Source organism: Gilliamella sp. B2785 (assembly GCF_026537005.1).
GTDB lineage: Bacteria > Pseudomonadota > Gammaproteobacteria > Enterobacterales > Orbaceae > Gilliamella > Gilliamella apicola_E.
Genome location: NZ_JAFNNC010000002.1, coordinates 396,145 through 421,711, shown reverse-complemented (window position 1 = coordinate 421,711; position 25,567 = coordinate 396,145). Strand labels below are relative to the sequence as shown.

General features: G+C 33.8%; 21 protein-coding genes, 1 tRNA gene and 1 pseudogene. 21 read left to right on the top strand and 2 right to left on the bottom strand.

The window, feature by feature from the left end; genetic code table 11:
- Window positions 1-54: 54 nt before the first annotated feature.
- From aspS to J3U24_RS04105, 5 genes are all read left to right on the top strand, one after another.
- Complete coding sequence (aspS, locus tag J3U24_RS04125; RefSeq protein ID WP_267329997.1) at window positions 55-1,812, top strand: aspartate--tRNA ligase; 1,758 nt, start codon at window positions 55-57, stop codon at window positions 1,810-1,812.
- Between the two features lie 10 nt (window positions 1,813-1,822).
- Window positions 1,823-2,272, top strand: a complete 450-nt coding sequence (gene nudB, locus J3U24_RS04120) for a dihydroneopterin triphosphate diphosphatase (protein ID WP_267329998.1) — start codon at window positions 1,823-1,825, stop codon at window positions 2,270-2,272.
- A 15-nt stretch (window positions 2,273-2,287) separates the two neighbouring features.
- Window positions 2,288-2,704, top strand: coding sequence for a hypothetical protein (locus J3U24_RS04115; protein ID WP_267329999.1), 417 nt, complete (start codon window positions 2,288-2,290; stop codon window positions 2,702-2,704).
- A gap of 50 nt (window positions 2,705-2,754) precedes the next feature.
- Window positions 2,755-4,218 carry a 4-hydroxy-3-polyprenylbenzoate decarboxylase gene (gene ubiD, locus J3U24_RS04110; protein WP_267336669.1) on the top strand — a complete coding sequence of 488 codons (1,464 nt, stop codon included), beginning with the start codon at window positions 2,755-2,757 and terminating at the stop codon, window positions 4,216-4,218.
- A 191-nt stretch (window positions 4,219-4,409) separates the two neighbouring features.
- On the top strand, window positions 4,410-5,483 hold the full coding sequence (locus tag J3U24_RS04105) for an SEL1-like repeat protein (RefSeq protein ID WP_267336670.1): 1,074 nt from the start codon (window positions 4,410-4,412) through the stop codon (window positions 5,481-5,483).
- An 11-nt stretch (window positions 5,484-5,494) separates the two neighbouring features.
- Here the strand turns inward: J3U24_RS04105 and ppc are convergent, their stop codons facing one another.
- Window positions 5,495-8,137 (bottom strand): phosphoenolpyruvate carboxylase, encoded by a 2,643-nt coding sequence (gene ppc / locus J3U24_RS04100; RefSeq protein WP_267336671.1) that lies wholly within the window; start codon window positions 8,135-8,137, stop codon window positions 5,495-5,497.
- A gap of 324 nt (window positions 8,138-8,461) precedes the next feature.
- Between ppc and J3U24_RS04095 the strand changes: the two genes are divergently transcribed.
- The 12 genes from J3U24_RS04095 to J3U24_RS04040 all read left to right on the top strand — a co-directional run bounded on the left by J3U24_RS04095 (window position 8,462) and on the right by J3U24_RS04040 (window position 19,119).
- Complete coding sequence (locus J3U24_RS04095; RefSeq protein ID WP_065562425.1) at window positions 8,462-8,953, top strand: NADH-quinone oxidoreductase subunit J; 492 nt, start codon at window positions 8,462-8,464, stop codon at window positions 8,951-8,953.
- 1 nt (window position 8,954) lies between these two features.
- Window positions 8,955-9,257: an NADH-quinone oxidoreductase subunit NuoK gene (nuoK, locus tag J3U24_RS04090; RefSeq protein WP_065562424.1), complete on the top strand. Its 303-nt coding sequence runs from the start codon at window positions 8,955-8,957 to the stop codon at window positions 9,255-9,257.
- Window positions 9,254-11,101: an NADH-quinone oxidoreductase subunit L gene (locus J3U24_RS04085; protein WP_267330001.1), complete on the top strand. Its 1,848-nt coding sequence runs from the start codon at window positions 9,254-9,256 to the stop codon at window positions 11,099-11,101. The genes nuoK and J3U24_RS04085 overlap by 4 nt, the downstream gene beginning before the upstream one ends.
- Window positions 11,102-11,118: 17 nt before the next feature.
- Entirely contained in the window at window positions 11,119-12,657 is a 1,539-nt protein-coding gene (locus J3U24_RS04080) for a complex I subunit 4 family protein (protein WP_065735177.1), read from the top strand.
- Window positions 12,658-12,864: 207 nt separating this feature from the next.
- Entirely contained in the window at window positions 12,865-14,367 is a 1,503-nt protein-coding gene (locus J3U24_RS04075) for an NADH-quinone oxidoreductase subunit N (protein WP_267336672.1), read from the top strand.
- Between the two features lie 123 nt (window positions 14,368-14,490).
- Entirely contained in the window at window positions 14,491-14,820 is a 330-nt protein-coding gene (yajC, locus tag J3U24_RS04070; RefSeq protein WP_065562420.1) for a preprotein translocase subunit YajC, read from the top strand.
- A gap of 45 nt (window positions 14,821-14,865) precedes the next feature.
- The gene (secD, locus tag J3U24_RS04065; RefSeq protein WP_081303426.1) at window positions 14,866-16,722 is read left to right on the top strand and encodes a protein translocase subunit SecD; all 1,857 of its coding nucleotides are present in this window, start codon (window positions 14,866-14,868) and stop codon (window positions 16,720-16,722) included.
- Window positions 16,723-16,734: 12 nt separating this feature from the next.
- Window positions 16,735-17,733 (top strand): protein translocase subunit SecF, encoded by a 999-nt coding sequence (secF, locus tag J3U24_RS04060; RefSeq protein WP_065562478.1) that lies wholly within the window; start codon window positions 16,735-16,737, stop codon window positions 17,731-17,733.
- A 120-nt stretch (window positions 17,734-17,853) separates the two neighbouring features.
- Window positions 17,854-17,929, top strand: a tRNA-Ala gene (locus tag J3U24_RS04055).
- Between the two features lie 84 nt (window positions 17,930-18,013).
- Complete coding sequence (locus J3U24_RS04050; protein ID WP_065735181.1) at window positions 18,014-18,331, top strand: chorismate mutase; 318 nt, start codon at window positions 18,014-18,016, stop codon at window positions 18,329-18,331.
- Window position 18,332: 1 nt separating this feature from the next.
- Window positions 18,333-18,848 carry a ClbS/DfsB family four-helix bundle protein gene (locus tag J3U24_RS04045; protein ID WP_267336674.1) on the top strand — a complete coding sequence of 172 codons (516 nt, stop codon included), beginning with the start codon at window positions 18,333-18,335 and terminating at the stop codon, window positions 18,846-18,848.
- A gap of 37 nt (window positions 18,849-18,885) precedes the next feature.
- A complete protein-coding gene (locus J3U24_RS04040; RefSeq protein WP_267336675.1) occupies window positions 18,886-19,119 on the top strand; it encodes a hypothetical protein in 234 nt (77 codons plus the stop codon).
- 33 nt (window positions 19,120-19,152) lie between these two features.
- Here J3U24_RS04040 and J3U24_RS04035 read toward each other — a convergent pair whose 3' ends face one another.
- The gene (locus J3U24_RS04035; RefSeq protein ID WP_267336676.1) at window positions 19,153-19,311 is read right to left on the bottom strand and encodes an HD domain-containing protein; all 159 of its coding nucleotides are present in this window, start codon (window positions 19,309-19,311) and stop codon (window positions 19,153-19,155) included.
- 400 nt (window positions 19,312-19,711) lie between these two features.
- On the opposite strand from J3U24_RS04035, the gene J3U24_RS04030 reads away from it, so the two are divergent.
- From J3U24_RS04030 to yejF, 4 genes and pseudogenes are all read left to right on the top strand, one after another.
- Window positions 19,712-21,658 (top strand): extracellular solute-binding protein, encoded by a 1,947-nt coding sequence (locus J3U24_RS04030; RefSeq protein WP_267346975.1) that lies wholly within the window; start codon window positions 19,712-19,714, stop codon window positions 21,656-21,658.
- A 1-nt stretch (window position 21,659) separates the two neighbouring features.
- Window positions 21,660-22,748, top strand: coding sequence for a microcin C ABC transporter permease YejB (locus J3U24_RS04025; protein ID WP_267336678.1), 1,089 nt, complete (start codon window positions 21,660-21,662; stop codon window positions 22,746-22,748).
- Window positions 22,748-23,779: a microcin C ABC transporter permease gene (locus tag J3U24_RS04020; protein WP_267330009.1), complete on the top strand. Its 1,032-nt coding sequence runs from the start codon at window positions 22,748-22,750 to the stop codon at window positions 23,777-23,779. The genes J3U24_RS04025 and J3U24_RS04020 overlap by 1 nt, the downstream gene beginning before the upstream one ends.
- Window positions 23,776-25,359: pseudogene (gene yejF / locus J3U24_RS04015) on the top strand (microcin C ABC transporter ATP-binding protein YejF); the annotation flags it as partial. The gene J3U24_RS04020 and the pseudogene yejF, both read left to right, overlap by 4 nt.
- Window positions 25,360-25,567 lie beyond the last annotated feature (208 nt).

Genomic DNA, 25,567 nt, shown 5'->3' with positions numbered 1-25,567 from the left:
TAAATTGCTCTATAATAATTATTATTTTTGATAACTGTACACAGGATATTTTTAATGAGAACAATTTATTGCGGACAGCTAAACGCAAGCTATATTAATCAAGAAGTCACACTATGTGGATGGGTCAATAAACGCCGAGATTTAGGTGGGATGATTTTTATTGATATGCGTGATCGTGAAGGAATTGTGCAAGTTTTTTTTGATCCTGATTATCAACAAGCATATCAATTAGCTGGCGAATTACGTAATGAATTTTGTATTCAAATTAAAGGAAAAGTAAGAGCACGACCAGAGGGCCAAATTAATAAAGATATGGTAACTGGTGAGGTTGAAATACTGGCGACTGAGCTTGTGATTTTTAATCGTAGTGATGTTTTACCGCTTGATTTCAACCAAAATAATAGTGAAGAACAGCGTTTAAAATACCGCTATATAGATTTACGCCGTCCAGAAATGGCGACTATATTTAAAACTCGCGCAAAAATTACGGCATTTGTCCGTTCATTTATGAATGAGCATGGTTTTTTAGATATCGAAACACCAATGTTAACCAAAGCAACACCAGAAGGTGCTCGAGATTATCTTGTTCCAAGTCGAGTTCATAATGGTGAGTTTTATGCGCTTCCTCAATCTCCACAACTGTTTAAACAGTTACTGATGATGTCTGGGTTTGATCGTTATTATCAAATTGTTAAATGTTTTCGTGATGAAGATTTACGAGCCGATCGCCAACCAGAATTTACACAAATAGATGTTGAAACCTCGTTTATGACAGCTGAACAAGTGCGCGAAATCATGGAAAAAATGATACGCGAACTTTGGTTGCATGTTAAAAATATTGATTTAGGCAAATTCCCAATTATGACTTTTGCTGAGGCAATGCGTCGTTATGGTAGTGATAAACCTGATTTACGTAATCCGCTTGAAATTATTGATGTGGCGGATTTGGTTAAAGATATCGATTTTAAAGTATTTTCAACACCAGCAAATGATCCTAAAGGAAGAGTGGCTTTATTATGCGTTCCAAATGGAGCCCAACTAACACGTAAACAATTAGATGATTATACGCAATTTATCTCAGTTTATGGTGCTAAAGGTATGGCTTGGATCAAAGTTAATGATCGTAGTAAAGGCCTTGAAGGTGTGCAAAGCCCAGTAGCTAAATTTTTTAATGAACCTCAAATGGAAGCATTACTTAATCGTGCCAATGCTAAAGATGGTGATATTTTATTATTTGGTGCGGATAGTTATAAAGTAGTGAGTGATGCATTAGGTGCATTGCGTTTGAAAGTTGGTAAAGATTTAGGTATTACCGATGAGAGTAAGTGGGCGGTACTTTGGGTTGTTGATTTCCCTATGTTTGAGGAAACTGACGAAGGCTTAAGTGCAATGCATCATCCATTTACATCACCAAAAGATTTTACCCCAGAGCAATTAATTAGCAATCCTGAAAATGCAGTAGCTAATGCATATGATATGGTAATCAATGGTTATGAAGTTGGCGGTGGTTCTGTACGTATTCATCGCAGTGAAATGCAGCAGGCTGTCTTTTCTATTTTAGGAATTGATGAACATGATCAGCGTGAAAAGTTCGGCTTTTTACTTGATGCATTAAAATATGGTACGCCACCTCATGCGGGTTTAGCATTTGGCCTAGATAGATTAACTATGCTGTTAACTGGAACAGATAATATTCGAGATGTTATTGCCTTCCCGAAAACGACTGCAGCAACATGTTTATTAACTGATGCGCCTAGTCCTGCAAATCCTACAGCTTTAATGGAATTAGGTATAGAAGTGAGCAAAAAATAGCGATATTTATATGCAAAAATATAAGAACCCTGAGTCAGTATTAGTCGTTATTTATTGTAAACGGACTTTGCGTGTTCTTATGTTGCAACGTAAGGATGATCCTAATTTTTGGCAATCAGTTACAGGTAGTATGGAAGATAATGAATTACCTAGAGATACGGCAATTCGTGAAGTTTTTGAAGAAACCGGTATAGATATTAGCGAAGAAAATCTTAAATTAATTGATGCAAAACATACGGTTGAGTTTGAAATTTTTCCACAGTTTAGATATCGGTACGCACCAGAAGTAAAGATAAATAAAGAACATTGGTTTTATTTAGCTCTTAATGATGAAATAACGCCATTGCTTACTGAACATTTATCTTATCAATGGTTAACTATAAATAGTGCAGCCAATCTTACTATATCGCCAAATAATTGTGAGGCTATTAGTAAAATTGGCTCAATTGATAAAAATTAATACAAGAGATCCAAAATGAAACTTAGCCATTATGTTATTTCGTTATTCAGCTTGTTTTTTGTAATATCTATCAGTCATGCAGAAATGAATATAAAAAAATGCAAAGTAACTAAAGAAGAAGCTTTAATTTTTGATGAATATGATTCACAAATTGCTGAAAAAATTATTGATTACAAGTTACATAATCAACCTGAAAAAAGAGAAAATAGCATTATTAAAATTTTTACAAATGAAAATAGTGAAGATCGTAATTATTGGTTAGCATCGATACAAACTGATGATAAATCAGAATCTTATCTATTTTATCAAGTTGATAAAAACGAAATTATTGAAGTTGACCAAAAACAATTTGAAGCATTATTACCTAAAATCGTTGAATGTAATCAAACAAAACAACTTCCCATATATAGTGAGAACTTTGATGAAGATTAGTTAATCTTCATCAATTAGTATTTCAATAGCGAGAGTTAAAAGGAGTAATAATGTCGTTGTCTAATTTTCGTGATTTTTTAGATTACCTTGAGCAGCAAGGTGAATTAAAACGCATTACTTATCCAATTAACCCTCATCTTGAAATGACCGAGATTGCTGATAGAGTTTTACGCTCTCAGGGACCAGCTCTATTATTTGAAAACCCAATTGGCTATGACATTCCTGTACTTTGCAATCTTTTTGGTACAGCTAAACGAGTTGCTATGGGGATGGGGCGAGAAAAGACTACAGAATTAAGAGAAATTGGTGAATTACTAGCTTTTTTGCGAGAACCAGAGCCACCCAAAGGTATTCGACAATTTTTTAATATATTACCTAAATATAAACAAGTTCTAAATATGCCGGTAAAACGGCGTTCCTCAGCGCCTTGTCAGGAATTAATATTTAAAAATGATGAGGTCGATTTAACTCAATTGCCTATTATGCATTGTTGGCCAGATGATGTAGCTCCACTTGTAACTTGGGGACTAACTATAACTAAAGGACCACATAAAGATCGTCAAAATGTAGGTGTTTACCGATTACAGCTACTAGGTAAAAATAAATTAATCATGCGTTGGTTGTCCCATCGAGGTGGGGCACTTGATTTTGCTGAATGGCAACAATCTTATCCAAATGAAAAATTTCCTATTAGTGTAGCTATTGGGGCTGATCCTGCAACAATATTAAGTGCAGTAACACCAGTACCTGATACCTTATCTGAATATGCTTTTGCTGGATTATTGCGTAATAGCCGAACAGAAGTGGTCAAATCATTATCAAATGAGTTAGAAGTTCCTGCAACCGCCGAAATTATTTTAGAAGGTTATATTGATCCCCATGAGCAAGCTGTGGAAGGGCCTTATGGTGACCATACTGGTTATTACAATGAAGTAGAAAAATTTGCTGTCTTCACAGTTACACATTTAACCAGACGTAAAGATGCAATTTATCATTCTACATATACAGGTAGACCTCCAGATGAGCCGGCTGTAATGGGATTAGCATTAAATGAAGTATTTATCCCGATATTACAGAAACAATTTCCTGAAATTGTTGATTTTTATCTACCTCCTGAAGGTTGCTCTTATCGTATTGCCATTGTGACAATCAAAAAACAATACCCGGGACATGCTAAAAGAGTGATGATGGGGGTATGGTCTTATTTAAGACAATTTATGTATACTAAATTTATTATTGTTTGTGATGACGATATTAATGCTAGAGATTGGAAAGATGTTATGTGGGCTATTTCGACAAGAATGGATCCACATCGAGATACAACATTTGTTGATAATACGCCAATTGATTACCTGGATTTTGCTTCACCTATTTCCGGTTTAGGCTCTAAAATGGGACTTGATGCAACTAACAAGTGGCCGGGTGAAACTAATCGTGAGTGGGGTAAAATTATTACTAAAGATGCTAAAGTAGTCGCTCATATTGATGAAATTTGGGACAAACTTGGATTGTGATAGCTTTTGTTAAATAATTAATTATATTTTTTATAATGAGTCCGATTAAGCGATTTAATAATATTTACAATATTTGAATAACTTTAACTTTCAATTAAATAATAAAAAAAAGTATATTTAAAAAAACAAAACTATTCCCCTTTTAATCAATTATGTATAATTATTGCTAATATTATGACATTTAAAAAATTATGAAAAAACTTCAAATTATATTGGCTTTGGTGTTATCTATCTCTTGTGGAGCAGTTGCAAGCGAAGCTAAAACACAATCGGATACTGAGTTAAAAGTAAGTGACCCTAGTTCATTAATTCCTTCGTTGTTAATTGCTGCTGAAAAGGGTGATATGCAATCACAATATATGCTAGGAACAATTTATAAGCAGGGTTTAGGGGTTGAGGTTAATGATCTAAAGGCTTTTTTCTGGTTTAAGAAAGCCGCTGATCAAGGTTTAGCTAAAGCTCAAAATAATTTAGCTTATATGTACCAAAATGGTTTAGGGACTAAAGCTAATTTATCTGAGGCATTCAAATTGTTTAAATTGGCTGCCGATCAAAATTATGCTTTAGCTAAATATAATTTAGCTTTGATGTATAAAAATGGTGAAGGCGTAGAAAAAAAAACGTCTACCGCAATTGATTATTTTACCCAAGCTGGCGATCAAGGTATTTATGATGCTTATTTAAATTTAGGCATTATGTACTTTGCGGGTGATGGCGTTGATAAAGATCGCCTGGTAGCGGCCGATTGGTTTAGTAAAGCCGCAAAAGATAACAATCCAGAAGCACAATACTATTTAGGATTAATGTCCCAAACTGGTGACGGTTTAACCCAGGATAATGTTGCTGCCCTTTATTTTTATACTCAAGCGGCCGAACGCGGTTATGTACTAGCAATGTACAATTTAGGCATTATGTATGCAACCGGAACAGGAACAAGACCAGATAACACTCAAGCCGCATATTGGTTTACTCAAGCCGCTGAAGGTGGTAACGCTGATGCACAATATAATATAGCGGTTATGTATGATGTTGGCGGGGGAGTTCCTAAAGATGAACAAAAAGCAATCGATTGGTATACCAAAGCAGCCAAGCAAGGAAGTGTTGATGCGCAATATAATTTAGGTATTAAATATTTAGAAGGTGAAGGCGTTAAAAAAAATGATAACCTAGCAGTTTATTGGTTTACTAAAGCTAGTGAGCAAGGGGATACCGACGCTAAAGCTTATTTAGAAGAGATAGCTAAAAAAAATAAAAAGGGCGAATAAGCCCTTTTTTCTTATCCTGAATTTCGCATTCCTGCCGCAATACCAGAAATGGTAATCATTAATCCCTGTTCAACTATAGTATTTTCGTTATCATTTTTACGAGAACGACTTAATAATTCTGCTTGTAATAAATTAAGTGGTTCAATATATGTATTACGTAATGCAACAGACTCCGCAATCCAAGGTAAGTCTGCCATCAAGCTAATATCATCAGTAATCGTTAATACGGTATTAATATCTTCGGTTAATAAATTTCTTAACTCCTCTCCTAATGGCCATAATGTAGGAGAAACTAGCCTTTGTTCATAGTACTCATGAATATTCGGCGCCGCTTTAGCGTAAACCATTTCCAACATACCTAATCGGGCATTAAAAAATGGCCAATTATGATACATATCTTTAAGTTGTTCTTTTTTGCCCTCATTGATAACTTGCCTAAGTGCGCTTCCTGCACCTAGCCATGATGGAACCATTAGGCGATTTTGAGTCCAAGCAAAAATCCACGGAATTGCTCGTAAACTTTCTATTCCTCCACCGGTACGACGTTTTTGTGGTCGAGAGCCTAGAGGTAATCTTCCAAGTTCGGTTTCTGGTGTAACTGATCTAAAATAATCAACAAATTCAGCTTTTTCTCTTATGTAGCTACGATAACATTGGCATGAATAATCAGACATTTCATCCATAATATCACGCCAGACTTGCTTCGGTTCAGGTGGTGGTAATAAATTAGCTTGTAATATAGCTGATGCATAAAGCATTAAGCTACTAAGTGCAACTTCAGGTAAACCAAGTTTGAACCGAATCATCTCACCTTGTTCTGTAACACGTAAGCCACCTTTTAATGATCCTGGTGGTTGTGACAGTAAAGCTGCATGAGCAGGAGCGCCTCCCCGTCCGATTGAACCTCCACGACCATGAAATAACACCAAGTTAACATTATATTGTTCAAATAAATTAACTAATTCTTCTTGTGAACGATACTGTGCCCATGATGCTGCGAGAGTTCCTGCATCTTTTGCTGAATCAGAATAGCCAATCATAACCATCTGCTTGCCATTGATTTTTTCACGATACCAAGGAATATCTAAAAGCTTTTGCATAACAGATTTTGCATTATTTAAATCTTCTAAGGTTTCAAACAAAGGCGCAACAGGAATATTTTTTTGGCAATCAACAATTTTTAAAAGTAAGTAAACAGCTAGGACATCAGAAGGTGCTTTTGCCATCGAAATGACATAAGACGCAATCGATTCTTCACCTGCTTTTTTGATAACACGGCAAGTGTCTAATACTTCTTTAACCATTTCATCTGGTTGCCAATTATAGGGTAGTAATGGTCGATTAGATTGTAATTCGGTTAATAAAAATTCTTGTTTTTCTTCTTCTGACCATGAAGCATAGCTGCCTAAGTTTAACTCTTTAGTTAAGGCGTCTAACGCTTCAGTATGCACTGAACTATCTTGACGTATATCTAATCTAACTAATTGCAATCCAAAACTTTTAATACGTCTTAATGTATCTAATAGTGGGCCATGAGCAATAGTTGACATTCCGTTTTCAACTAATGATTCATAACATGTATAAAGTGGTGTCCATAATTGCTCATTTTTTATTAAAAGATCATTAGGTGCTAAAACTTGTTCATTATTTAATAATGCAACTATGTAGCTATGGGTTTTAGTTAAACGTGAACGTAACTGTTTCATTACAGCCCTATAAGGCTCTGTTGCTGTTTTATTTTGTTCATCTAATAAGTCAATGACTGATTGGCTACATTCAGTCATTGATAATTCACGAACTAAAATTTGAATATCAGCTAAAAATAGTTCAATTGCTTTTAATCTAGCTTGCAACATCACCCTTCCTGTAACTTTAGCTGTTACATTTGGGTTACCGTCTCGATCTCCCCCCATCCAAGAGGTAAATTTCACTGGAACATGTTCAACAGATAGTTCAGCATTGAATGCATCAACTAATTGGTCATTAAACTCACGTAAGAATAACGGGACGCCTTCCCATAAACTATCTTCAATTACAGAGAATCCCCATTTAGCTTCATCAAGAGGAGTAGGGCGTTTTTTACGAATTTCGTCGGTGTACCATGCTTGGCAAACAAGTTGTTTAAGGCGACGCATGATACGTTCTCTTTCATAATCCGCTAAATCGTTATGATCAAGTTGTGACAAACAATTATTAATAGCGGTATAAGTATTAATCATTGTTCGGCGATTGATTTCAGTTGGATGTGCAGTAAGCACTAACTCAATAGATAAATTATCAATAGCTTGTTCAATTGTTTTAGGCGCGAAATTTAAATTTTTAAGTGTTTTAAATAATTCGGTCATTTTTTTAGGGCTGCTCGATGCTTCCCCATGTGGTGAAATTCCATAATACTCAGCAGCAGTATTAACTAAGTTTAAAAATTGATTAAACGCACGTGCAACATGGAGTAAATCTTGATCATTAAGATTTTCAATCAATTTTAGTAATTCATTATGTGCTTGTTTGTTACCTTGTTGAGCTGATTTTGATAACTGCCTTATTTTTTCGACCAAATCGAAAGTTTCATTCCCTGTTGCTCGTTTAATTGCATCGCCCAATAATGTACCTAGCATATTGACGTTGCTTCGCATTGATGAGTATTGGCTATTCATTCTATTCTCTACTTTGTTTATATTTTGCCTAAGAGCCTTTAAGCTGTATGACCAAAAATTAAAGAAAAAGGTATAAATATAAGTTAATTGCTCAGGATATATACTTTATAACAATGTTGTATTGAATTTAAATAATAAAATCTTATAGTTTTTATTATTTCCATCGTTTTTATTATATTTGGTAAAAATAACATTCTGTTGACTATATAAAGATAATAAATTATTTAGAAAGAATTTTTTGTATTAACGAAACGTTAGTAAACTGTATATTGTCGTCGATTGGGTATATACTAATATCATTATGAATAAGTATTGGATTATCTAATGATCGTTGTTTTTTATATTGCATCGATAATAGCTATTATTGCTAGTTTAAAAGTGATTTTTTGTAGAAGGGTAGAGAAGGCAATTTTATATCTCGCTATTTCACTTTTTGCATCAGCATTAATATTTATTCTGTTACAAACATATATTTCAGCTGCTTTATATATCCTCTTTTTTATTTGCGGTGGCATAATCCTTTTTTGGGGTGTTTCTTTAAAGCTTAAAATTCGTAATGATAATGTTGAAAATAATAAACATGGCATAAGTCCTAAGATTTGGTTGGGGCCATTAGTTTTGGCATTCATATTGTTAGTTATTCTTATATATGGTGTAGTAAGCACTGACTATTCACAACTTAAAGAAACACATGAATTAATGCATCAAATGTCTATCTATGCTTATATTTTGATGACGGAGTTAGCTGCATTTTTGTTATTAGGTGCAGTAGTTATATCTTATCATTTTATGCATCGAATGTTTTCGGAGAAATAACGTGATACCACTTATGCATGGGCTAATTTTTGCTTCTATCTTGTTTGTAATCGGGCTGTTAGGTGTAATGATTAGACGAAATCTCTATTTTTTATTATTAAGCCTTATTATCATGAATAATGGAGCAATAGCAGCTTTGTTTGTCGCGAGTAGTTATTGGCAGCAATCAGATGGTGGCGTTTTAGCTATCTTAGCTGTAATTACTGTCTTAACTCAAATATGTGTCGGGCTTGCTTTACTTGTTAAATTAATTTATCGACGTAAAAACTTTAATATTGATTCATTGAGCGAAATGAAAGGATGAATTTACTTTATTTAACTATCATTGTTCCATTACTATCTTTTCTAATACAGGTTTGTTTTGGGCGACAAATACAATCCATTAATGTTAAGTTAATCGGAATTAGTACTATATTTATTGTTGGTTTAATAACAATATTTTCATGTATTGATTTTTCTACCAATACCGTCCCAGATATGACACTCGTTTATACAAGAAATCTATGGACTTGGTTTTCTGTCGGTGATTTTGAAGTTCCGATTTCCTTAACTTTGGATGGGTTATCGCTAACTTTTTTAGTGCTAATTTCTTTCTTTGGTTTATTGATCTCTATCTTTGCTGCCTGTTATCTAAAATCACGGGAAGATATTTATACTTTCTATGCATATAGTAATTTACTCATAACTAGCATGTTAACAGTTGTGCTTGTTGATAATTTGTTTGTGATGCTACTCGGTTGGGAAGGTGTGAGTATAAGCACTTACTTACTTATTGGTATTTATTACAAACAGGCTCGTAATGGTTATGCTGCCGTTAAAGCTTTTGTTATGATGCATTTAACCGACATATTTCTAATTATTGGTATATTTTTACTTTATCAAACAGTAGAAACATTAAAAATCAGCGAGATTTTATTTAAAGCACATAACGATTTAGCTATCGATTCAGATATTATCTTTTGGATCACCATTATGTTGTTCCTTGGCGCTATGAGTAAATCGGCTCTTTTTCCAATGCATACATGGTTCACAGAAACCACATTAGCACCAATGCCAGCTGTTGCTCTATTACAGTCTTCAACTGTCATATTGGCCGGAGTTTATCTTGTTTTAAGATTAAGCAATTTGTTTATGATGTCTAGTGATACACTTTATATAATGCTTTTATTTGCATCTTTAACTATTATATTTGCTAGTAGTATTGCTTTGGTTCAAAATGATATAAAACGAATTATAACCTATATTAATTTAGCTCAAATTAGTTACCTATTTTTTGCCTTTTCAACTCAAAGTTGGAATTTATCATTAAATTGTTTGATAAATTATTCTGTAACCAGTACATTATTAATACTAGCTTCAGCAATTTTATTAAAACAATGCCAAGGTGAAAGAGACATTAGCAAAATTGGTGGTTTATTAAAATCTAACCCAATATTATATGCTATTTTTCTAATTATAATGCTTTCACTTAGTGCATTCCCTTATATTTCTGCATCTTTTTATATTAAAGGCGATATTATTTGGAGATTAATGGCACAAGATAGCTTGATGGCTGGCACCATAGGTTTATTAGGTGTTTTATTATCAAGTTTGGGCATTTGGCGCATAATCTTTTTAGTTTTCCATCATACCCATAAAATGGATCATATTATAAAAATTAAAACGATAAATTATTTTCCAATTTTTATATTGTTAATATTTACTACTGCATTATTTATTTATTTCCCATTACCGATACAAGGAATAATTCCTATAGCCCATCTTGATACTCAGGAACAGTTACCATTTCGGATATTATTAAGTGCAGTGACTATATTGAGTTTAGTTATTGCTTATATTCTTTATGGGCATCTTAATAGTGAGGTTCATGAAATACTTAATACTCCGATGGTCAAATTTTTAGGAAGATTATGTAAAAGCAATTGGCGATTTGATTTTGTCTTGAACAATATCTTCGTAAAACCTTATATCTATTTAGCGGATTTCCTGAAAAAAGATCCGTTAGCGATATGGGACAATTGGATAATGTGGGGAATTAAAAAAATAAACTCATATATTGTTAGCCTAGAAAATGGACAGATACGATGGTATATGGTTTCAATGGTCATAGGTAGCATTATTATATTAATGTTATTGATTTTTATTTAATAAAGGTGTGAACTTTCATGTTGTTATGGCTTGTCTTCTTACCTGTAATTGGCGGATTCATTGGTTGGTTATGTCAAGTATTCTTACAAAGAATCGTAGTATCAACTGATGTACAATTGCGTTGGCAACGTTTACCAATTATGGTTGCTTTCACGACTATATTAATCACATTAATATTAGCCATAATTTTATGGGCGAATGCAATAAATGTAGAACCAGATACAAGTTGGAGTAAAGAGGTTAATTATGACTGGATCCCATTACTTGGTATCCATTTTCATCTTCTATTGGATGGTCTATCGTTGGTAGTAATTACTTCGACACTTTTCATTGTACTACTAGTTATTATTTATTCTAGCAAAGAAAACCTAAATAACCTTGGGTTGTTTTACTTATGTGTATTATTTATGACATCAGCCATTATGATGTTATTTGTCATTACTGATCTGTTTTTGATGTTTTTCTTCTGGGAAGCGGTAGCTATTCCGATTTATTTCTTAATTTCATTGTGGGGAAGGAGAGATTTAAATTCACAACGCTTCAATGGTGCTAATAAATTTTTAATCTACACACAAATAAGTAGTTTATTAATGCTAATATCTATTGTTTCATTAGCACTAATTAATTGGAATTTAACCGGTCAATGGACTTTTGACTATCAAATTTTAACTAAAACACCAATTTCAAGTAATACTGAATTTTTATTAATGTTAGGATTTCTAGCAGCTTTCCTTATACGCATTCCTTTAGTTCCTTTTCACAATTGGTTTATTGAAGCACATATTGAATCTTCAACAAGTGGTTCAATGATGATAAGTGGTTTATTACTTAATACGGCAACATTTGGTTTATTACGTTTTGTAATCCCCCTTTTTCCAAACGCGTCTTTGGCCATTATGCCTGTTATTTCAATACTAGCTATGTTTACTGTTTTTTATGCTGCTTTACTAGCATTTAACCAAACAGATATAAAAAAATTAATTGCTTATATCCATATCGCGTTAATGGGGTTTGTTACTACAATTATTTATAGTGGATCTGTAATAGCATTTCAAGGCGTTGTTATTCAAATGATAGCCATAAACCTAGCTATCGTTGGCATGTTTATGATTAGCGGATTATTGGCTGAATGCTATTTAACTCGGAATATAAACCAATTTATTGGATTAAAAGAGCAAGTGAGATATCTGTCCTCTTTTACTTTATTTTTTATGTTAGCTGTATTAGGCATACCAGGTACAGCTAATTTTGTTGGTAATTATATGATGTTATTAGGTAGTTATACCTCTTATTCATATTATACAATTTTGCTGGTTATTGGGTTGCTGTTACTGTCAATTTCCTTAATTATTCGTATGCAACCTATTTTTTATGGAGTAGTTGATAAAGTAGATGTAACCAAACACTTTTTAAGTAAAAAAGATATTTTATTATTATCTAGTGTTTTGATTGTTCTAATTTTTATCGGGTTGTACCCTAAGATAGTGTTAGATATATCTTATTCTACTGTCAACCAAACACAGCAGTATATAACAGCAGAACGAGTGGGAGAGTAAAAATTTATGATAGCTTTATTGCCAATATTCATATTGAGCTTTGCCATAATTGTTTTGCTCATAGCGCTTTTTGTTTTTAAAGTAGGAACTAAAAAATGCGCTATTTTAGCTATATCAGGGTTGATATGCGCTTTAATTTGTTCATCAATTCTAGGCTTTAAAATTTCTCATAACACACCCGCAATAACTGATATTAGTAGTGACAATATGCAAATATCTGTACCTACTTCACAAGGTTCAACTGATACTGATTTATCAAGTGAGCAAACTATAGCCGTTGATGAAGTTCCAACGGAAACATCATCCATTCAAAATGACCAGAACTCTGAACCTATGGTTCAACAAGATTTTGTAGGCCCACCTCAGAATGTTATTGATACTACACAAACTGATGATAATACTGATAATAAATGGCGTGCTCATCAAGTTACAGCGTTATTTACCTGTGATGGCTATGGATTACTTTATACCAGTTTGATTTTGATTATTTCTATTGTAGTTGCTTCACTCGCTTATCAATGGTTTGTACAAGAACTGGTCGTACATGGTTTATTCTATGTAATTTTATTACTTATGGCATTAGGCGGCGTAACTTTAGTTTATGCAAGTCATTTAATGTCATTCTTCCTGGGCTTAGAATTACTTTCGATACCATTTATTGGATTGATCGGTTATCAATATATACAAACACATGCGTTAGAAGCTGCGATCAAATATATGATTCTATCTGCAATAGCTAGTTCATTTTTGTTAATGGGAATAGCCTTCTACTATGCAACAACTGGAGAGCTTACATTTAGTGGTTTAAGTTACCAGCTTTCAACCATGAATTATCAAAGTACATTATTATTAATTGGCATTTGTTTAATATTAGTGGGAATTGGTTTTAAGCTTTCACTGGTACCTTTTCAACTTTGGTTGCCTGACGTTTATCAAGGTGCGCCGACTGTAGTAGCATTATTATTATCAACAGTAGGAAAAGTGGCAGTATTTTGTGCTATTGCCAGATTATTTTTACTTGCGCCAATTGTTAATAATGAAACAATTCGTATTATTTTGGTGATTATGGCTTTTTGTTCAATACTATGGGGTAATTTATCTGCTTTAATGCAAAGTAGCTTAAAGCGTTTATTAGCTTATTCATCCGTAGCTCACTTTGGTTATTTATTACTTGCTTTAATTGCGGTGCAATATCAAGTATTGGCCTTAGAAACCATTGGTGTATATTTGATTGGTTACATTCTTGCCAATATCTGTATTTTGGGCGTGATCAGTTTAGAATCACATTCCAACGAGTTACAGGATCATGAAAACGAAGTCGATCTTTCAGGATTATTCTGGCGTCGTCCTGTTTTAGCATTAGCAATGGGTATAGGTTTACTCTCTTTAGCCGGTGCTCCACTGACAGCTGGTTTTGTTGGGCGTTTCCTTCTAATATTGTTGGGTGTAACGGCTGAATTATGGTGGTTAATTGCGGCAGTGGTTATTGGTAGCACACTAGGACTTTATTTTTATGCAAGACTTATTCTCAACCTTTATATCAAACCATCCAATGATGAACAGCTGAATTCGAACATCAGATTAAAATGGCAGGATATAAAAATGAGCGAATTGCTAATTGTTCTTGCAGCAGTTTTAACGATTGTATGTGGTGTCTATCCAAAATGGTTAGTTAACTTAGTTAGTATGGCTCAATATTTAACGACTTAATTATTTTTGTTACTTTCTTGAGATTGATTAAAAAGACATTGACAAGAAATAGTTAATTATCGACATATTTATTGTGTTATAATTCTGAACTTTAATATTTTTGTAATAATTAAGAGGACCGATATGGACTTTTTTATTTCTAATGCATATGCAGCCGATGGCGCTCAGCCTGGTGCTGATTATTTAATGCCAATTATGTTAGTGGTATTCGGGTTATTTTTCTATTTTATGATTATGCGCCCACAACAAAAACGCGCTAAAGCGCATCGTGAGTTAATGGCATCAATTTCTAAAGGTGATGAAGTATTAACTAATGGTGGACTTATTGGTCGAGTTTCAAAAGTTAACGACAATGGTTATATTGCGTTAGAGTTAAATGATACAACAGAAGTTGTTATCAAACGTGACTTTATCACATCTGTTTTACCAAAAGGAACAATGAAATCATTATAATAAATTTCATTGTATTAATTATCTAATTCCACAAGAGAAAATGTCGTGCTAAATCGCTATCCTTTGTGGAAGTACATTATGTTGGTCGTCGTAATTTGCGTCGGCCTGCTTTATGCGCTTCCAAATATTTATGGTGAAGATCCTGCTATACAAATTTCAGGTTCAAACGGTACCGAAATTAATGTTGCTATGCAAGATAAAGTTAAGCAACTTTTGGTGAAAAACAAAATTGAACCTAAATCACTCGTATATGAAAATAAATCTATTTTAATTCGATTAAGTGATAATGATACTCAGCTTAAAGCTAAAGAATTAATATCACAAGAATTAGGTGAAGATTATACTGTTGCGCTAAATCTAGCACCAGCAACACCATCGTGGTTAGCTGTGATTGGCGCCGAGCCAATGAAATTAGGCCTCGATTTGCGCGGCGGTGTTCATTTCTTAATGGAAGTAGATATGACTACTGCATTAAGTAAATTGACAGACCAGTCGATTGAAAATTTAAAAGCAGAGTTTAATAAAAACAATCTTGTATATAAAACAATCAGCAAAAATCCTAATCAACAAATAACAATGCAATTTGATAATGTTGAAGATCGAAATAAAGCTATTACTAAGATCAATGGATTACAAGATTATGAGTTAACTTCACAAGATGAAAACAGCATTGTCATTAGTGTTAGTCAACAGAGACTGCAACAAGCGAAAAATGATGCAGTTCAACAAAATACTACCATTTTACGTAATCGAGTTAATCAGTTAGGTGTGGCTGAACCAATTGTTCAACGCCAAGGCTCAGATCGTATTGTGGTTGAATTACCCGGTATCCAAGATACTGCATTGGCTAAACGCATTTTAGGTGCGACAGCTACCCTTGAATTTAGGCAAGTGAATGATGATAGCTCAATTGACTTAGCTGCAATTTTAAACGGCAATATGCGTGTTCCATATGGTTCTGAAATTAAATATATGGAAAACGGCCGACCAGTTTTACTTTATAAACGTGTAGTATTAACAGGTGATCATATTACCGATTCTTCATTTAGAGTAAACGAATATAGCCAACCAGAGGTTTCTATCACTCTTGATAGTGCTGGTGGTAAAACCATGCTTGGTTTCACGCAAAAAAATCTGAAAAAAGCAATGGCAACACTTTTTGTCGAGTATAAAGATACTGGAAAACGTGATGAAAATGATAAACCTATTCTTGAAAAACAAGAGAGAGTCATCAATGTCGCAACTATCCAAGGTATTTTTAGTGACCGATTCCAAGTAACAGGCATAAGTAGTATTGATGAAGCTAAGAATTTATCATTATTACTTAGAGCTGGTGCGTTGATTGCTCCGATTCAAATAATTGAAGAACGAACAGTAGGTCCTTCAATGGGGCAAGAAAATATCACACAAGGCTTAGAATCTTGTGTTTGGGGATTATTAATTTCTGTCATATTTATGCTGGTGGTTTATCGCCTATTTGGAGTATTTGCAAGTCTTGCACTGGTAGCGAACTTAATTTTGATTGTTGGCACCATGTCATTATTACCAGGTGCGACATTGAGTATGCCAGGTATTGCCGGTATAGTTTTAACCGTAGGTATGGCAGTCGATGCTAATGTATTGATTAACGAGCGAATAAAAGAAGAACTAAGTAACGGACGAGGTGTTCAACACGCAATTAGCGAGGGTTATGCGGGTGCTTGGAGTAGTATTTTTGATGCCAATATCACCACACTGATTACTGCGGTTATTCTTTATGCGGTTGGTACTGGCTCAATTAAAGGCTTCGCTATTACATTAGGTATCGGTATTGTAACATCGATGTTTACCTCGATCGTAGGGACTCGAGCATTGGCCAATCTTATTTATGGTGGTCGTCGTGTTGATAAGTTATCAATTTAGAGGTTTATTGTGATTGTTGATAAAAAAGAAAATCATGATGTTAGAGAGCTAAATCATGGCCGCAGAGTCCTCGACTTTTTAAAATTTGGTTTTATTGCTTTTGCCATCTCAATGATATTAGTTGTGGCGTCATTTGTAATAATTTTTGTTAAAGGATTTAATCTTGGACAAGATTTTACTGGTGGGACAACTGTTGAGTTAACCGTTACTAAAGCTATAAACCTTGATGACCTACGTAACAGTTTACGTGATGAGGGCTATCATGAACCAATCGTTCAATATTATGGTAGCAGTAAAGATATCATTATTCGACTACCAACGGCCAACCAAAGTGAAGGTAGTGTATCATCAACGATTGATAATGCATTAGGTATGAAAATTTCAAATTTAGTGCATAAAAATATTGATAGTAATGCGGAAATTAAACGAATTGAATTCGTTGGCCCAACAGTTGGTACTGAATTAGCTCAAGATGGAATATTAGCGATTTGTGCTGCTTTAATCTGTATTTTAATCTACATTGCGTTTCGATTTGAATGGCGATTTGGTACAGGTGCTGTTGTCGCATTAGCGCATGACGTTGTAATAACCGCAGGATATTTATCGTTATTTAATCGAGAGTTAGATTTGACTATTATCGCAGCGATGTTATCTATCATTGGTTATTCGCTAAATGATACCATCGTTGTATTTGACCGAATTCGTGAGAATTTTAGAAAAATTCGACGTGCGTCGCCATACGATGTGATCAACATCTCATTAACTCAAACATTACATCGAACCTTAATGACATCAGGTACAACCTTAGCTGTTGTTATTATTTTGTATATATTTGGCGGTTCAATGTTAAAAGGTTTTTCTGAAACATTAGGCGTAGGGATTGTGTTAGGCACGATATCATCAATCTATGTGGCTGCATATATGTCACTTAAGTTGGGTGTTAAACGTGAGCACTTTATGCCACCAAAAGTTGAAGTTGAAGGTGCAGATCAAAACGCAATTATTCATTAACTACTTAAGCTCTGTCATGGTTTGGCAGAGCTTTATTAGACTGTTTTTTAAGCGAATAATACCAAACTATTTGACACCCTCTAACTAGTTGCATATTATTAGCCAAAGTTTTACCTATTTGGGGCCATAGCTCAGCTGGGAGAGCGCAACGCTGGCAGCGTTGAGGTCAGGGGTTCGATCCCCCTTGGCTCCACCAATTCCCCATTTCTTAAATCAAATTCTTTCAAATACATATATCTAGTGCTAAGATAGCAAAACTATTCACTATTGAGTACTCTATATGATTCAATACCATTCAAAAATATTAGCTAATGAATGTCGTGATATGAATGATATTCGAGCTGAAATCGACAGAATAGATCATTTGGTAATTCAATTATTAGCCGCTCGGTTCGAGTATGTTAAAGCTGCAAGCCAATTCAAAAAAAATGTCACTGATGTGCAGGCTCAAGCTCGTTTTAACAGTATGTTAGAGCAACGTATGCTTTGGGCTAATGAGTTGGGACTTGATGGTGAAGTGATTAAACAATTGTATGCTAACTTAGTTAAATATTTTATTAATGAAGAAATGAAACATTTTAATAAGGCAGATAAATAAGATGAATTATGAAAACAAACAGCATCTATTGGATGAGATAAATAAAACTGCTAAGCTATTTATTGATGAATTCAGCGAATTATCCGAACTAGATAAAGATAAGTTAATAGATGGAGTAGATCGAACTCCAAGTCAAATGATTGCTTATCAGTTAGGATGGTTGGATCTTGTTAAGTCTTGGGATGATCTTGAACTTGCTGGAGAAACCCCAACATTACCAGCAGAAGGCTACAAATGGAATCAGTTAGGCACATTATATCAACACTTTTATAAGATTTATCAGGATTATTCATTACAAGAACTGATTAAATTATTTAATGAGAAAATTGTTATCTGGAATAATTGGATTAACTCATTAGATGATAGTACACTTTTCATAAAAGACACGCGTAATTGGACTAAACCTTTTCCTCCAGCATGGACTGTTGCACGATTTATCCATATTAATTCTGTTGCACCATTTAAATCCTTTAGAGCTAAAATTAGAAAATGGAAAAAATTAAATTCAAATCAGTAAAATCATAACATTTATTCCCAAAAAGATAAGGAACTGTATGGCTTTTTCAGAACAAGAAAAGAAACACCTTTTAGAACTAAAATACGTTGGCGATAAAATCATAGAAAGATTACAACAGATGGAATTCGATTCATTTGAAAAGTTGCGTAATACTTCTTTAGATGAAATACTGAATAAAGGTGCCTTATTAACCGGATCATCATGTTGGAAAAACAGCCATCAGGCAAAAACCGCAATCCAAAATATTTTGGCTTTGGTCAATCAATGTTAATTGATTTTTTTGCTGTAACTATTAAATTGGTCTCTATATAGACGTGATAAATCCTAATTTTAAGTCATTATTTTTGACAATATGGTATCCACACGCGGCGACATCTAAATTGTGGTAAGGTAAAAGATGATAATCACTTGATTGATCGACTGGTTGGTACTTTCCCCAATATTGATTAAATGATTCGCACATTAAAAAGGATATCCCTATTTTTATCAGCCAATTGTTTGAAATGTGAAGCTGTGTATTACCATTAATATTAGAATAATAAAAGAATATTGGCTAAATTGCTAAATTTTTATACTCAAAAACCCCGTTCCTCAACTTTTTTTAATTGGCTATCACATTTGTGTACTAAAAAATATTCGGTTAACGATAGCAGGATATATCTTAAACAAATATCGATAAATATTAATGGGATAATTAATATTAGCTATTAAGTTTATGAATTAGGTTTTGCTCATTTGATTGAAGTTTGGCAAAATAGCTAACTTACTATGTATTATTTTAAGTACTTTAGATAATTTAAAATTTTCAATTAAAGTAAAATCTCATATTGGTAGGTTGAAGATAAAACAGGAACTAAATTAGGATGATTAGTCAAAGAAAAAAAATTATTAAGAGGTTATTCATCTCAAGCTGTTTGAGTGGATTTTTCCTTTGTTCAATGACTGCTTATGCCGAAGACTCAAATCTCACGTTGCAAACCGAGACGGTAGAAGAGGTTAATTCCTCAACTGAGACTATAGAATCAATTGATAATGTTGAGCCTTCTCAACCTAATGAACATATTTATCACAAAACTATATTTTCATTGTTAGGTGAACCTAAATACCCTGAAAATTTTGAACATCTTAACTATGTCAATCCCAATGCTCCTAAAGGTGGAATTATTAAATTGTATGAAATAGGTACTTTTGATAATTTTAATCGTTTCGCAAGTCGTGGCGCACCTGAACATTATTCCGGCTCCTTATATGATTCTCTATTTACCACAACAGCTGATGATATTTCGAGTTTTTATCCACTAATTGCCACTTCAATCACTTATTCAGATAGTTATCGCTGGGCAGAGGTAGAAATTAATGCTAATGCGCGTTTTCAAGATGGTAAGCCAATAACCGCACATGATGTGGAATTTACTTTTCAAAAATTTATGACTGAAGGTGTTTCACAATATCGGGTTTACAACAAAGGGATAAATGTTAAAGCCATAGACGATTATCGCGTTCGTGTCGACTTACCTGAAGCCGACCGTGAAAAATTACTATCCTTTGTTGGTAATATGCATATTATTCCTGAACATTATTGGAAAGATCGTAATTTTTCCGAGCCAGTAAGTACGCCTCCGATTGGTAGCGGACCTTATTATATTAGCGATTATAAAATGGGACAGTATGTCATTTATAAGCGAAATCCTGATTATTGGGCAAAAGATTTACCGGTTAATAAAGGTCTTAATAATTTTGATGAAAAACGTATCGATTATTATATGGATACGAGCATTGCTTTAGAGGCTTTTAAAGCTGGGGAGTATGATTTTCGAGGTGAAGGGCAACCGAAAAATTGGTTTACTCAATATCAAGGAAAATACTTTGATTCAAAAGATATCATTAAAAAAGAAAAAATCGTTGAAACAGCAGTAGATACTAAATGGTTAGCGTTTAATTTGCAGAAAGATTTTTTTAAAGATATAAAAGTTCGAAAAGCGATTACCTTAGCTTTTGATTTTGAATGGTTAAATCATGCATTTTATTATGATAGTTATAAAAGACCATCTAGCTTTTTTGAAAATACTATTTATGCCGCCAAAGGTAAACCGAGTGAACTTGAGCTTAAATGGTTAACTCCTTATAAAAATATTATTCCTGAACAAGCGTTTGATGAAGCTTTTACTGTTCCTAAAAGTGATGGGCAAGGTTTTAATCGCAATAACTTATTAACAGCTGCTAAATTATTGGAAGAAGCAGGTTGGATCATTAAAGACGGTAAATTAATTAATCCTAAAACCCAACAACCTTTTGAATTTGAATTGTTAACTTACCTTGGTGACGACATCAAATATGCGATCCCTTTCCAGCAAAATTTAGCTCGTTTAGGTATTAAAATGAACATAATCTCACTTGATTACGCGCAGATCAATCGCAGAATGCGTGAACGTGATTATGATATGATGCCACGTAATTATAGTTCGATAGATTATCCATCCTCAAGTTTAATGATTTTTTGGGGAACCGAGTATTTAAACTCTACATATAATGGCTCAGGCTTACATAATCAGGCAATTGATTCAATTATTAATGAAATAATTAAAAATGTTGGAAACCAGGAGGAATTAGTTCCACTTGGACGAGCACTAGATCGAATTTTGACGCAAGAATATCCGATGATTCCAATGTGGTATAACAGTAAAACTTTTTATGCATATTGGAATAAATTTGGCCAGCCAACCCAACAACCAACTTATGCAATAGGAATTGATAGCTGGTGGTATGATGAAGATAAAGCAGCTAGCTTATCAAAGAATAGAGAACACTAATATGCTGAATTATTTTATCCGTCGATTATTGCTAATTATTCCAACATTGCTAATCATTTTGACGATCAACTTTTTTATTGTACAAATTGCACCCGGCGGTCCTGTTGATCAAGCATTGTCTATGATTGAAAATGGACCAGAAGCAGGACAAACCTTGTTACCAGGCAGTGAAACTAGCCCAACAATATTAAAAGAAGAAAAAAAACAATCAAATTATCAGGGCGGGCGAGGTCTTGATCCTGAAATTGTGGCAATGATTGAAAAGCAATATGGTTTTGATAAACCGATCTGGGAACGCTACATTAATACATTGAAACAATTTATTCAGTTTGATTTTGGTAACAGCTTTTTCAAAAGTGAATCAGTGCTAAGTTTAATTGCAAAAAGTTTACCTGTTTCTATTTCATTGGGGTTATGGAGTACATTAATCATTTATTTAATCTCAATTCCATTAGGGATTCGTAAAGCAGTTAAAGATGGTTCAGTATTTGATTTTTGGACAAGTACTTTAATCATTATTGGTTATGCAATACCCGCTTTTTTATTAGCCGTGTTGCTAATAGTCCTTTTCGCTGGGGGGAGTTATTGGGATATTTTCCCGCTTCGAGGATTAATCTCAAATAATTTTGAACAATTAGATTTTTGGGGCAAAGTCAAAGATTATTGTTGGCATATTTGCTTACCAACTATTGCTATGGTGGTTAGTGGTTTTGCAACATTAACTATGCTAACTAAGAACTCATTTTTAGATGAAATTCGCAAACAATATGTTGTGACTGCCAGAGCTAAAGGTTTGAGTGAAAGGCAAATTATGTATAAACATGTTTTCCGCAATGCAACCTTACTTATCGTATCGGGTTTTCCAACCTCATTTGTCGGAATTTTATTTACTAGCTCTGTACTTATTGAAGCGATATTTTCACTTAAAGGATTAGGTTTATTAGGGTATGAGGCAATTATTCAACGTGACTATCCTGTTATTTTTGGCTCATTATATATATTTACATTAATTGGCCTACTCACTAAACTTTTATCAGATTTAACTTATATGTTAATTGATCCACGTATTGACTTTGAGGCTCGCAACTGATGACTATGCACTATTCAATTAATCAGCTACGTTGGCAACGATTTAAACGCAATCGACGTGGGTATTATTCGTTATGGCTATTTTCAATATTATTTATAATAAGTCTATTTTCTGATTTTATATTTAATGATCGCCCCATTTTCATAAAGTATCAAAATAACTATTACTCGCCAATATTTCATTTTTATCCGGAAACAGAGTTTGGTGGGCAGTTTCAAACGCAAACTAATTATTTAGATCCCGCAGTACAAAATAAGATTGAATCAGATGGTTGGATATTTTGGCCTCCATTCCGATATACCTATAATACTGTAATTCATGATACAGCTAGCACATTTCCAACACCACCATCTAAAACGCATTTGCTTGGCACAACTGATGCTGGATTTGATGTATTAGCCAATATTTTATACGGATTTAGAATATCGATGTTTTTTGCAGTATTTTTAACTTTCTTCACTTCCATTATTGGTGTACTTATCGGTGCAATCCAAGGTTATTATGGCGGAAAAGTCGACCTATTGGGACAACGATTCATTGAAATTTGGAGCGGATTACCAGAATTATTTGTAATTATTCTACTTGCAAGTATCTTACCACTCAATTTTTGGTGGTTATTAGCTATTACAGTATTATTTGGATGGATGGCTTTAGTTGGTATTGTGCGAGCCGAGTTTTTACGTACTCGTAACTTTGATTATATTCGAGCTGCCAAAGCAATGGGAGTGAGTGATAGTAAAATCATGTTTCGACATATGTTGCCCAACGCGATGGTTGCCACATTAACATATTTACCATTTATTCTTTGTGGTTCAATTTCAACGTTAACTGCATTGGATTTTTTAGGTTTTGGTTTGCCCATTGATTCACCATCCTTAGGTCGATTACTTCTACAAGGTAAAAACAATTTACAAGCACCTTGGCTCGGTATTAGTTCTTTTTTAGTTATTTCTATATTATTGTCACTTTTAATTTTTATTGGTGAAGGAATTAGAGATGCATTTGATCCAAACAAAGGAGTATATAAATGAGTTCTCCTTTATTATCGATTGTTGATTTAAGTATTGCGTTTAAAACTGGTCAAGACTTGCAAAGTCAAATTGTCGAAAATATTAGCTTTGATATCGGCGAACAAGAAACGGTTGCATTAGTTGGTGAATCTGGTTCTGGTAAAAGTGTGACTGCACTATCGATCTTAAAATTGTTACCCAAAGAGCAGGTGATCTATCCATCTGGCGATATTATTTTTGAGGATAAATCGTTATTACATGCGCCTGAAAAAGAGTTACGCAAAATTCGTGGTAATGAAATAAGTATGATATTCCAAGAACCAATGGTATCACTTAATCCATTACATACAGTGGAAAAACAACTTTACGAAGTATTATCATTACATCGTGGTATGCGACATAATGTTGCTCGGGGGGAGATTTTACAATATTTAGATCGTGTTGGAATCAAAGAGCCTAAAACTAAACTTTCTGCTTATCCTCATCAATTGTCTGGCGGCGAAAGACAACGGGTCATGATTGCAATGGCAATTTTAACGCATCCTAAATTATTAATAGCCGATGAACCAACTACAGCCTTAGATGTTTCAGTTCAAGCACAAATTATTGATTTACTCAAAGAACTTAAAAAAGAACTTAATATGAGTATGCTATTTATTTCACATAATTTGGGGATTGTAAAAAAACTGGCAGATAAAGTGGCAGTAATGCAAAATGGGCAAATTGTTGAATTCAATAATAAACAACGCATCTTTTTGCGCCCTCAACAAGAATATACCCAAACATTATTAAATTCACAACCTAGTGGTGAACCCGTTCCTTTACCTGATACACCGGGTATATTGCTCAGTGTTAATCATCTAAATGTTGAAGTTATCGCGCAAAAACGATTATTTAGTAGTAAAAAGAAGAAAATTGTTGATAATATTGGCTTCACGGTGCACCAAGGTGAAACTGTGGGTATAGTTGGCGAGTCAGGATCAGGTAAAAGTACTACTGCACTAGCTATTTTGCGTTTAATTCAATCACAAGGTGATATTTTATTCGATAGCCATCCTATACAGAATTTATCCGCTAAAAAATTATTACCGTTTCGCAGCCGAATCCAAGTGGTATTTCAAGACCCATACTCTTCACTTAATCCGCGCTTAAACGTTGAACAAATTATTAGTGAAGGCTTAATTACTCATAAGAAATTGAGTAAAACAGAGCGTGAACAAGCCGTGATTGATATTATGCAAGAAGTTGGATTAGAGCCTGAAATGCGTTTTCGTTACCCTAATGAATTTTCTGGCGGACAACGACAACGAATTGCCATTGCTAGAGCTTTAATCTTACAACCAGAATTATTGATTTTAGATGAGCCAACTTCTTCATTAGATCATACTATTCAAAAGCAAATAATTAATTTGCTTAAATCATTGCAAGAAAAACACCATCTTAGCTATCTATTTATTAGTCATGATCTTGCCTTAGTTTATTCTTTCTGTCACCAAATTGTTGTGATGAAAGATGGAAAAATTATTGAACAAGGCTCTCGTGAACAAATCTTCTATACGCCTGAAACTGACTATACAAAAGATTTACTTTCATTTTTAGATAAACCACCTAGAAAAGCGACTAAAACCCTAATTCATGCTGATATTCTTGAAAAAACGCAGAAAGCTGAAACAGAAGAAAATATAGAAAAGGTTGAAAAGCATGATGGTGAAGAAGAAAAAAAGGTCAATTGGGAAGATGCATTGTTAATGCGCAAAAAATAAATTTATACGGCTTAGGTATAGGCCATAATTAAAAATTTAATTTAGT